This is a genomic window from Vibrio sagamiensis NBRC 104589, from assembly GCF_007990935.1.
Lineage (GTDB): Bacteria > Pseudomonadota > Gammaproteobacteria > Enterobacterales > Vibrionaceae > Vibrio > Vibrio sagamiensis.
This window is the reverse complement of the sequence record NZ_BJXJ01000065.1, coordinates 1-9,537: the sequence shown is the minus strand read 5'-3', so window position 1 is coordinate 9,537 and position 9,537 is coordinate 1. Positions and strand designations below refer to the sequence as shown.

At 39.7% G+C, this 9,537-nt stretch carries 8 protein-coding genes and 1 pseudogene; 3 read left to right on the top strand and 6 right to left on the bottom strand.

Features of this window, described 5'->3' with window-relative positions; genetic code table 11:
• The 6 genes and pseudogenes from VSA01S_RS20590 to VSA01S_RS18625 form a co-directional block, all read right to left on the bottom strand.
• Positions 1–129: pseudogene (locus tag VSA01S_RS20590) on the bottom strand (DDE-type integrase/transposase/recombinase); the annotation flags it as partial.
• Between the two features lie 4 nt (positions 130–133).
• On the bottom strand, positions 134–2,398 hold the full coding sequence (locus VSA01S_RS20585; RefSeq protein WP_039979066.1) for a glycoside hydrolase: 2,265 nt from the start codon (positions 2,396–2,398) through the stop codon (positions 134–136).
• Positions 2,399–2,476: 78 nt separating this feature from the next.
• The gene (locus VSA01S_RS18640; protein WP_039979065.1) at positions 2,477–3,283 is read right to left on the bottom strand and encodes a DUF2861 family protein; all 807 of its coding nucleotides are present in this window, start codon (positions 3,281–3,283) and stop codon (positions 2,477–2,479) included.
• Complete coding sequence (locus VSA01S_RS18635) at positions 3,280–3,930, bottom strand: response regulator transcription factor (protein WP_039979064.1); 651 nt, start codon at positions 3,928–3,930, stop codon at positions 3,280–3,282. The genes VSA01S_RS18640 and VSA01S_RS18635 overlap by 4 nt, the downstream gene beginning before the upstream one ends.
• A complete protein-coding gene (locus VSA01S_RS18630; protein WP_039979063.1) occupies positions 3,908–5,314 on the bottom strand; it encodes an ATP-binding protein in 1,407 nt (468 codons plus the stop codon). Before VSA01S_RS18630 ends, VSA01S_RS18635 begins: the two co-directional genes overlap by 23 nt.
• Before the next feature lie 246 nt (positions 5,315–5,560).
• Positions 5,561–6,277 carry a sugar isomerase domain-containing protein gene (locus tag VSA01S_RS18625; RefSeq protein WP_039979062.1) on the bottom strand — a complete coding sequence of 239 codons (717 nt, stop codon included), beginning with the start codon at positions 6,275–6,277 and terminating at the stop codon, positions 5,561–5,563.
• A gap of 211 nt (positions 6,278–6,488) precedes the next feature.
• On the opposite strand from VSA01S_RS18625, the gene VSA01S_RS18620 reads away from it, so the two are divergent.
• The 3 genes from VSA01S_RS18620 (at position 6,489) to VSA01S_RS18610 (ending at position 8,943) form a co-directional block, all read left to right on the top strand.
• Positions 6,489–7,289 carry an AraC family transcriptional regulator gene (locus tag VSA01S_RS18620; RefSeq protein WP_227739591.1) on the top strand — a complete coding sequence of 267 codons (801 nt, stop codon included), beginning with the start codon at positions 6,489–6,491 and terminating at the stop codon, positions 7,287–7,289.
• Positions 7,290–7,697: 408 nt separating this feature from the next.
• Positions 7,698–7,880, top strand: coding sequence for a hypothetical protein (locus VSA01S_RS18615; RefSeq protein WP_039979060.1), 183 nt, complete (start codon positions 7,698–7,700; stop codon positions 7,878–7,880).
• Complete coding sequence (locus tag VSA01S_RS18610) at positions 7,870–8,943, top strand: LPO_1073/Vpar_1526 family protein (protein ID WP_039979059.1); 1,074 nt, start codon at positions 7,870–7,872, stop codon at positions 8,941–8,943. Before VSA01S_RS18615 ends, VSA01S_RS18610 begins: the two co-directional genes overlap by 11 nt.
• The last annotated feature ends 594 nt before the right edge of the window (positions 8,944–9,537 follow it).

The window sequence follows — 9,537 nt, the reverse complement described above, 5'->3', positions numbered from 1 at the left end:
GATGGGAGCGTGGTCAGATTCAGAACCATTGTTGAGATATTTCACTTGCCGATGTTCTACATCTTGCCGTCATCGACCTTCACGCTTTAGACGAGCAATGGCGTTACCATAAGACGAATGTTTCTCAGTATAATTATCGACTTTGCCACTTAACAATATTGCCATTGGCCAATTTGGCAAGAATTGAATAGCTGCTTATTAATGTTCCGTTATATTGAAATGGAACTGACTTAAAATTCGCAGTGATCGTACTACCATCAGAAAATGTTGTTTGTTGAACATTCCCACGTTTATCTAACCATGAATGACTGATCAGTGCTTGATCCCAAAGTTGTTGATGAATTGGGGAAAATCCATCTTGATAATGCTTTAGTTGAGTAATGCGCTCGCTGTTGACTGATAACGCCTCATCACGAGTCAAGTGTACCATTGCTGGTGTGTTATAGAGCATGGCAATCAGGTCACGTTCGGTTTTAACATTACTAAACTTCAGGCTATCACTGTGCCAATGATGAGTGTTTATGATCTCATCATGGAATACCGCTTGATAAAGTGGAACACGATACTGTGGGGCGAATAACAAGGTGCGATATGGTTCTTTTACCTGAACGGCTTTAAAAAAATATGCCGGCTTATGGCCTGGATACCATCGGCCCAAGTAATACTGTGAATGATGGTTTTTAGTCATCTCAATATCTGTCCAACCAAACCCCACTGTCTCTAAGCCATGAGCGAAAGCGATACCAGTACTGGTTAGACTATTACCATCTTCTGAACCTAGAATGATACCTTTTTGTTCTGCAAGCCAACCTAGTCTTTGATTATAGGCCGTTAGCATCGCTGTTTGCGTTGTGTTATCGCGATAATCTTCACGAGCCATTGCGGTTGCATCGACATCTAGAAACACACTGTTAAATTGCCCATAGCGTGCAATATCTAGCATTCTTTTTTTGACGTAGTTAAGATGACAATTTGGATTCAAATAGAAGCCATTTCCCCGAAACCCCAATGTCTTTTCACCGTTAGCAAGTTCAATTGCGCAGCCTAATCGGATTTCTTCAGGTAGATTTGCGGTTAGCCAGCTATCATTGCTTCCTTTCATCAGTGCAGTGTTATAAGAGTCATAGACACCTACTAAAAAACCTTGTTGTTTTGCCTTTTGCGTGATTTCTGGATGATAGAAACTGGGCATCCAATTTTCGAAACCTAGCCAAAGCTTATTTACCCCTGCCTGTTTTAAGTTATCGAGCATATCGCTTGAAAGCGCCTGTCCCCATTGGCTAGGTGGGACTAGATAGTCGCCAGCGTGTTGCTCTAGCCAATGATAAATGGATTGTGCAGCGTGGTATTGATCGCCAATCGTGTTATTGCTTAGAGTGGGGGAGTCCACGTTAAACTTGTTGGTCATAGAGTTACTGATGGAGTCTAAAAGTAATTGTTTGTGATACTGACTGAACCAACCTTGTTGCCTATCAAAGCCGAGTAGCTCGTGCTTTACATTACTCGGTATAGTGAGCCCAGAAGCCCCAATATACCAATCTTTTAACCCCCACCAATCTTTAACGTCGTTGATGCTGAGCGGATCTGTACCAAACAGATAGACGTGACTCGCACCAATTAACTTTTTGAGTTCCTTGTTATGACTGAGCTTATTGGTGAGTGGATTTGCCAGCCCTGTTTTTTGTCGATACTGCCGATAGGTAACTGCGCCACTTAAAGGGCTATCACCCAGCGTAATCACTAGATCCAGTGACTGTTTAGCACTAAGTTGAGTAAATTGATGAGTTGCTGACATATCGATCCGGCCGTCGACAGTGTTAAACGTTAGTGCATTATTTGTTGGTGTGGTCAGCATATAATTAATAAAACGGCCACCTTGCTTAACGGTCCAAAACGGCATCTTCAAATCTTGGGTTGTATTTGCCCCCGAATAATTATTGATAAGAAAATTTGCCCATATTGAATTGTCTAATGGCACTCGCATTCCTTCACTAAATGGTAAATAGAGCGTCTGACTTTTACTTTGGTCAAGGTTAAACCATTGGACATCAATAGGGTGTTGTCTAGAAACGTGACCGTTGTTTGGTAACGACAGTGAAAGTGAGAGTTTACGATTAATCAAAGAAGCAGAAATGTTCAGCCCTGAAGGCTGTATTTGCCAAGTTGCTGTGTTATCCGACTTTGCTAAGATTTGATAGCTTTGAGGCATTTTTTGCTCGACATGTAGCCCCGGCTGATTAATTGACAGATTATTCCATTCAATAGCTAACGTTTGTGGTGAAACCAACACAAAATCGTTGGCATTTTTTAGTTTAATAGTGTTTGCGTAACCGTTGCTTGTACTGAAGAAAAAGGGTAAAGAGCACAGCAAGCTATGTGCGAGTTTGTTCAGTGACATGGTGATATGACTCCAATAAAACAAAGGTGTCATTTAAACGAAGTTTGATTAGTATTTTGTCACCTATATGTCCCTATTTTATTGATAGGGAATGGATAACCTTTGGATGTATTCGATGCTAATCCCTTTTTGATACTCCACCAGTTCAACAATAGCACTGAGGAACTTAGCCTCTGCTTTCACAGTATGTTCAGGTAATGACTCTAGGTTTCGGGTAAAAGGAATTTTGCTATCAATTAGATTGTAGTTTTTGTCGAACCACAGCCAGCTTGCGACCGCTCGGGGGCATGATGGCACATGCTTTGGCAAATTAACCTGAACTTGTGTTTGTTTCGAGTGATTGATTAGCGATAGCCAGGAGGCCGTGTTAGGAAAGGCGAGTATAAGTGATGTTTTACTTTCATCAACGACAAGTGTGAAAATACCTTGAGCTGGTCTTTTTAACAGCTCGTCGCTTTCGATCTCTTGATAGCCAGGACGAGTCATCAAATCACCTGACAACAGAACATTACCTTCTGGTGAGATGAGTGATATATGCTGAGGTTGGTGATTATTTTCAGTAGCTACTCTGAATTGATAACCTTGAGAGGCGAGACCAGAGCGTTTAATTAGGCTAAGACGGAAGTGGTTATTTGTCATTCGTATCGACGTTAATCTGCTACCACAGTCCGTTTGTGCTAATAATTCATTTTTAATCGGTAGCCAATAGTTACTTTCGATATGATGTTGACTTAGCGCTAAGGTAAGCTCTTGCCAAGCAAGTTGAGGTTGTTGATTAAGTGTTGCTTGGTATGCACTTTGTAACGGTGAATTGGCAAAGAGGCTCGCATACCCTGATGAAGACATTGCCAAGCTTGCTATAGAGAAAAATATGCTTCTGTTCATTTTTGTGTCTCTATTAATCTATAACCAACCCCACGATGCGTTTGAATATTGAGACTAGGGAGTTTTTGCCGTAGATGCAGAACATGGTTATCAACCGTTCGTGTGCTAGGGAACGCTTCATAGCCCCAGATTTTATTTAAAAGCTCATCTCGATGGAAAACGCGGCCCTGATTTTGTACTAATAACAGTAATAGTTGAAACTCCTTTGGTTTGAGTGCAACTTCTTGCTGGTTTAAACGTGCAACTCGCTGTCCCAAATCAATTTCTATATCGGCGTAAGTCATAATACTTGAGCCAATCGGACGCAGTTGGGAGTGAACTCTGGCCAGTAACTCTGCACTTGAAAATGGTTTCGTGACGTAATCTTTTGCGCCAGCCATTAACCCTTGAATACGCTGTTCAACCTCTATTTTTGCCGTTAATACTATAACGGGAACAGCTTTTAACAGTAGCCACTGTGATAAATGCTTTAAGCTGTCCCCATCAGCTAATTGCCTGTCTAGAATAACCAGATCGGCCTTATACCAAAGCTGAGTGGCTTGTACAGCGTTAGTCACCCAAAGACATTCAAATTGATGTGAGCTAAAAAAACTCACTAACCCTTGGCCGAGCAGTTGATCATCTTCAATCAGCAGAATTGTGTTCATAAGGCAGTTCCATAATACAACGGGTTGGGTTACGAAGAATGGTAAGTCTGCCATTCATGATTTTGATTAGATGTGCGACGATCTCCAAGCCGATACCCATATTCTTTGTGTTGTGTTTCTTGCGTTTAAATAATCTTCGCCATCGTGAAGGAAATTCCCCATGATCGCTTACCTCAATGTACAGATTGGTCGAAACGGTGACCTTAACCATCACTTCTCCCATACCATGTTGTTTGGCATTTATGATTAAATTTTCCAAGCATATCGCGAGCCAATAATAAGGGAGCTTGAGGTGCTTATCTTGATTCAAGGAATACGTGACTTGATTTTTTTCACAGTAGTAAGCTAGCCAATCAGCAATCGATGCGTGTTGACGCATCAGACCTTCTTTACCCGATACACTTAAATAGGTCTTACTGTTTTCAGTCAGCTGTTCTAATCGTTGGTAATCTGCCGATAAACGCCAAAAAGTGTCTTGGGTTTCTTCATCCAGTCTATCGAAGCTATCGCGAAACATATCGACAGTTAAACCTAAACTCGTGATAGGTGTACGCAATTCATGGGTTAATAGTTGTAAGATAAAACGTTTCTCACGTCGTTGTTTGTGCTTCAAAAAGCTTAAACGAGCAAAAAAGCTTGCACTGAGCAGACTGACGATAAGGAATATGATTTGCAGAGATACGCTTGATGGTTGTTTTTCGCTGATACATAAATTGCTATAGACTAGGGTACAGCTTTTACCCTTCAACGTTAACTTTTTTTGGTCTGCGAGTGGTTGCCAAATGCTTGCTGGCACAGCTTTCCAACCAGTTTCATTAGATAGCCATAAAGTATCGCCTTCCAACCACGCACGATATCCATTGATAAGTGCATCACTACCAGATTCGGACAGCAATTTTAATTTGTCGTGCAAAGGATGCATAGGGTTGGATAAAGTGGTGAATTTCGATAATTCGTTCAGAAAGTCAGGACTAAGATCATCGTGTGATTCTAAATAACGATCCGCGAAACTGCCGCCTGCTGGATGGAGAGGTTTATTCGTCAGAAACCAATTAACAGGCAGTAACTGCTGATTACAGACCTTAAGTTCAAACTCAATCGCTTGTTGAACAATTGGTTTGCTCGACGAAGCAAATTTACAAATAGTAGAAACATGTTCAATCAGGCGTAAATCATTCCAATCAACTTGGGTAAAATTTGGGTAAACTGCACTGCTTTTTAGCAATGTCATTGGATATTGGTGAAGTTCATTCTGCGTTACAGTGTAGGGTACTTGCTGCCATGATTTTTGGTATAACTCCTGCCATTGGCTCTGTATGTTTTGTCCATAAGTAAAGTGAGAATACAGTATCGCAAGACTCAAAATGTAGTGGGCCTTAATCATGGAATATCTCGACTCGAAATAATGTGCAGATCTTAGAATACTTTTCAATAGTTTTGTAATCTATATGTCAACTTATACCCAAGTATCTTAATGTCACTCAGGTATAAATAAACCTCCCTTTTGAAACGGGCTTGTTGCAAACTATCATGGCTAGCTCATTTTTTGTCATTCCATAAGATTATGAGCCGTTTTTGCACTTTCACTAGCTCGTTACTTAATGAAGAAATTGAATTTAGTTCTAATCATTTACATAGATTTTAATCGATGGCCAAAATGTTGATACACAAAGTCATTGTCGAAGCCGTCGACATTCTGGCTAGAGAAGATAAGTGGGGTGGCGCCTTGTTTTAAGGCTTCTTTTTGAGATTCAACAATCAGTATATTAATGATCATCATCCCTGCTATGCTGGAGAATGCTCCTGTCACTTTACCATTCACTTTACACAATCCATCACCAGGTGGGACTCGATTGTCGATAACGATATCAGCGATGTCCATTAATTTCAGACCTGAGTGATGGCGGCTTGGGTATTTTGATGATTGTTCAACAGATGTAATCGCGATGACCGAATGACCTTTTGATTTGGCAATTTGGGCAAATTCAATTGGCAGAGCATTACGTCCAGAGTTAGAAATTACTAGAACCACATCATTTGGGGAAATATTCTGATCATTCCAAATAATTTCAGCAAGACCAGACAATTTTTCCATTGCTGATCCTCTTAAAGCTCCATCATGAGTAAGCAGCACAGAATCCAAAATAGCGTTGACATTGCCAAGGCCTCCTGCACGAATAAATCCCTCTAAGCCAATCATATGTGAGTGGCCAGTTCCTAGAACTTGAATCATGTTGTCTTTGGCTATGGCTTGAGCAAACAATTTGGTTGCTTCAGCTAAAGCTTTTTGGTTTGTTTCTACAACGGAGGTAAGTTTTGGAAGTAAGCAATTAAAATATTCGGACATTTCTGAGTCTCCTATACTGTACAGACTTGGTAAAGATATCAACTCTTAAGCTCTGATCTGATACTATTCCACCAACTTATGATACTTTTATTGATTAATGACTGTAGTGTGTAATTGCTCAATTAATTGATAAATCACCAATGATGTTTTTTGAATGAAAGCAACAATACAGAAAATACCACAGAGGCATGGTTGGTCATGGCGCTATAAGATGTTCGAAGAAGTTGTTAAACCAGAAGATTGGCATGTCCATCAAGAATTTGAGCTGGTTTTACATAGAAACTTTCGTGGAAAATCAAAGATCGACCATTTCGAAGGAGTGATTGAACATAACGAACTACTTTTGCTGGGCCCTGGCGTTGCCCATAGCTTTGAATCAATTAATTCTAATGAACAGAATCCATGTAAAACTTATGTCATCTGGTTTAGTAAAGAATGGATTGCAAAATTGATGTATAGCTGTGTCGAACTAAGGCCATTTTCGACTATTATTAGAGATGCAAATAAAGGCGTTAAGTTCTCCAAGCAAACTGCGGAAAAAGTTTTTCAACACCTTAATAATTTTGAAGAGCTTACCCCAATTGGTCAGCTTGCGGTCTTAATTCAAATCTTAGGTGAGCTGTGTATAGAGCAATCACATACCACCTTGTTTTCCTATACCCAATCAGAAGAAAAGGAAACTTCACACAGTGACTTCAGTAAGATAGATCAAATCTGTAAGTACATCGATAAACATTATTCATCCGATATCACCTTAAAGAAACTCGCTGATTATATGTATGTAAGTGAAAACACTGTTCACCGTTGGTTTATACAACACTTCAACGAAAGCTATATATCTTACTTAACCAAGCTGAGGCTAAATCATGCATCTCAGCTACTCACTACGACATTACAGCCAATCAGCTTAATTGCCGAGAACGTCGGTTTTACCAATCTGTCCAACTTTAACCGCTCGTTCAAAAAGTACAGAGGTATGACACCTTCGTTATATCGAAAGCAACACAAATGAATAGGAGTATTGTCAATCTCGGCTGATTCAGAGTATAAGTGCCTAAACAATTTTTCCAATACTTAAAGTTATTCAAAAATTACAAACATTCTGTTTGCCGAAACTGATTTCTTCACAGTTGGCACCTTGCGTTACCATAATCGTGTTACCGGGTAACTTTTGCACCATTCCTTCTCTGCTCGAAAGTCAACTTATGATCTGTGATTGTACGCTTGCCTTACTTGTAGTTATCCGAGAGAGTGTCGGCGTAAGCTTTTTAAAAATTATGCGTCATGTTGCATTGTAATGTTCAATGTGTCTCACTAACCTATTGATTATCAATTGAACTTCGTTTACAAAGATTGCATGATAGGATTATGAAAAATGACTGAAAGCCGTATAGAAAGCGTTATACGATTAGGATAAGTTATGAGTTGGTTGATAGAAAATAAAGAGTGGATATTTAGCGGTGTTGGCGTGTCTTTGATTGTGTTTATTCTTTCACTTTTTAGTAAAAATAAGCAATTGAAACAATCGCAAACGTCAGGCAACAATTCTAAGAACTACCAAGCGGGTGGTGATATTAAAATAGGTCAGGGCGATGATAAATGATCAAATCCAAAAACAACAAGGGGGTGACCACTCCACTAATGTTCAAGGACAATCAGTAGTTATCAACCAAGGTCTCAGCTATTCTGACGCACGCGAAATAGCATTAGATGTATACAGGTCTAATTTTTTGCAGTTGTCGCAAAATGCAGCAGAAATTGCTCGAAGTCGCGCTGAAGAGCTTACAGATGATTTCTTAAAAACGTTAAAAGAGCAAAACTCAGAAGCATTGATCGAAATGGAGCAGCCATCGATGCAAGCGGCACTTTACGAAGCACAAAAACAATACGCAAAGTCCGGGGACTCTGATCTAGAAAAGATGCTTGTAGATATTCTTGTGCAGCGAGCTCAAACTAGTGAACGTAATACTAAGCAAATTGTCTTGGATGAGGCTCTTTCAGTTATAAGTAAGCTGACTCAAGAGCATCTAAATATTTTGTCTATAAACTTCACTTTAATCCGCTTATCAAAGAGAAGTGTTGTCGATCCTAGCGCATTGATAAATTTTATAAAAGATGAACTACTAGTCTTCTTTAACTCTGAGATTGACTACCATACATCTTGGTTTGAACACTTATCTTATACTGGTTGTGTTATACCATTAGATGCTAGCGGTTATCCTCCTGTCTCTGAGTTACTACTTTTTCAGTATCCAGCTTTATTTCAAAAGGGGTTTGATAAAGCACAGCTCGAAGAAAAAATGGGTAGACCTATAGAGGAATTCAACGCTTTTCTAATGCCATGCTTCCATACGTTGAATTTACTTCAGTTTAATTTGATGAATGATGACTTGATTGCTCAAGAAGCATCTCAGGTAGGATTGAGCAATGACGACATCAATAAGTTGAAACAGATGTTTCAGGCTTACATGATGAGTGAGCAAGAAGTCAAAGAGTGGTTAGTTGAACGAATTCCAGCTCTTGAGAAGTTGATAGAGCTATGGGGCTGTGACCAACAACAGTTTTCAAAAATTAAATTAACTACAGTAGGCATAGCGTTAGCTCAGGCCAATTATAAGAAACAAGTAGGGTCTATTGATTTTGACTTAAGTGGTTGGGTGAAATAATCGTGTAACAAGCTGTTTAAGAGTGATTCTCAACGCGTGGCATTTTCACTATGCGTCGGCTTTAGTGGTTAAAGTGTTATGCGGAAACATCGGTACTGCATGCCTCACACCTTAACAAGGCGTTAGGTTTCCCAGCACACTTAGGAGATAACTACAGTCTATGTCTACAATATTCCGTTTTGCCGTTCAAACAGAAGAAATACGGGTATCAGAGGTATGGTCTTTTTTTGCAACAAAGGCTCAGAATGTTTGTACGCGACAAGAACATCAATGCGTGAATGGTTAAAGATTAGCTTCCATGAATCGCGAGCTTGCCATATCAAAAGGGGCTTGTTGCAAAAATTGAAGGTGTGTGGAAATAGAGAAGGTGTTCACTCCCGTGCAGGCATCTTAGAAAAATTACGGCAGGTCCAACACATCAGGGTTTGTTTAAGGTTTCAAGATACTTATTCTAATCTATATCGAGCGCGTTAGATCTTAAACTCTAACTCATTTTTGTCCAGAAATGTGCCGAAGGGGCATAAAACACGAAAAATTCCCCTCTTGAAATCTAATGTTAAATATATCTCACTAACCTATTGATTATCAATTGAT

Coding starts and splice junctions, on each gene's coding strand:
- VSA01S_RS20585 (WP_039979066.1), bottom strand. CDS start 2,398: ATGTCACTGAACAAACTCGCACATAGCTTGCTGTGCTCTTTACCCTTT.
- VSA01S_RS18640 (WP_039979065.1), bottom strand. CDS start 3,283: ATGAACAGAAGCATATTTTTCTCTATAGCAAGCTTGGCAATGTCTTCA.
- VSA01S_RS18635 (WP_039979064.1), bottom strand. CDS start 3,930: ATGAACACAATTCTGCTGATTGAAGATGATCAACTGCTCGGCCAAGGG.
- VSA01S_RS18630 (WP_039979063.1), bottom strand. CDS start 5,314: ATGATTAAGGCCCACTACATTTTGAGTCTTGCGATACTGTATTCTCAC.
- VSA01S_RS18625 (WP_039979062.1), bottom strand. CDS start 6,277: ATGTCCGAATATTTTAATTGCTTACTTCCAAAACTTACCTCCGTTGTA.
- VSA01S_RS18620 (WP_227739591.1), top strand. CDS start 6,489: ATGTTCGAAGAAGTTGTTAAACCAGAAGATTGGCATGTCCATCAAGAA.
- VSA01S_RS18615 (WP_039979060.1), top strand. CDS start 7,698: ATGAGTTGGTTGATAGAAAATAAAGAGTGGATATTTAGCGGTGTTGGC.
- VSA01S_RS18610 (WP_039979059.1), top strand. CDS start 7,870: ATGATAAATGATCAAATCCAAAAACAACAAGGGGGTGACCACTCCACT.